We start from the raw sequence: 909 nt of genomic DNA, 5'->3' as shown, positions 1-909 counted from the left end.
GGATAATCGAAAGTAGTCACTTCGCTTACTGCGTGACGCAATCATCTCACCAACTCTTTCAGCTAAGGGCAACTTCAACTAGACACATCCCGCATAATTACTTTTCTTAACAGAAACATAGACTATAAACCTTGCATTAGCGGATCTCAGCCTAAATAATTACAGTATAGCTGACAGGTTGCTCACTTTTTCACCTGTTATTCTGCTGATCGTATAATATCGCAGGCACCGAATATGAACACTAGCTCTAGCATCATCCTAAAAGCGTCACCTTTATTACTACTGCCACTAATGGCTGGCGCAGAAGTTAAATCTCTTAGCAGTTCAGAGTTAACCGAAACCTATATCAAGGACTCGACAATTATTGTCACGCCTAAAAAGCAGGAAATTGAGACAACTCAAAAAACTTACTCCAGCCTGACAATTGCCCCGGTTGAAAATGTAGACCAGGATATGGATAAGCTAGGGCACCAACAGAACCACGTCGATGGCACTGCCAGCTCTGTCCTACTCAGTGAAGAAATGCTACGAAATGCAGCGATTGCTTCAGCAACCATCGCGCCTATTGACGTTGTGATCCCAACCTACGACGAGGTTAACACTCGCACAATGGAAGAAGTCATGAACGATACACGCTACGCGGTACCCGAGGGTGATTTCGACTTTGTCTATATTGGTGGCGACGGTGCCAACGATCTTGGGCTAAGTAGACAGGACAATCAACTTACCTTTTCAATTGGCAACCTTCCTCAAATTGACAAAATTGAACTTCCTCACGGTATTGATGAAGGTCCGCTTCAAATTACCCCGCGCGTTGGCGGCGGATTTGACCTAACCATTAATATCCCTGATCAAAATTAGTAAAAGCTCATATAGCAGTCTATTTTTTTCTAACCTAATAGACTGCTA

At 43.5% G+C, this 909-nt stretch carries 1 protein-coding gene; it reads left to right on the top strand.

Annotated elements, in window-relative coordinates; all coding sequences use genetic code 11:
• Positions 1-234 precede the first annotated feature (234 nt).
• A complete protein-coding gene (locus A3757_RS20180; protein ID WP_068513687.1) occupies positions 235-861 on the top strand; it encodes a hypothetical protein in 627 nt (208 codons plus the stop codon).
• Positions 862-909 lie beyond the last annotated feature (48 nt).

It is taken from the genome of Oleiphilus sp. HI0117, assembly GCF_001635235.1.
This window is presented reverse-complemented; position numbering and strand designations above follow the sequence as displayed.

Coding starts and splice junctions, on each gene's coding strand:
- A3757_RS20180 (WP_068513687.1), top strand. CDS start 235: ATGAACACTAGCTCTAGCATCATCCTAAAAGCGTCACCTTTATTACTA.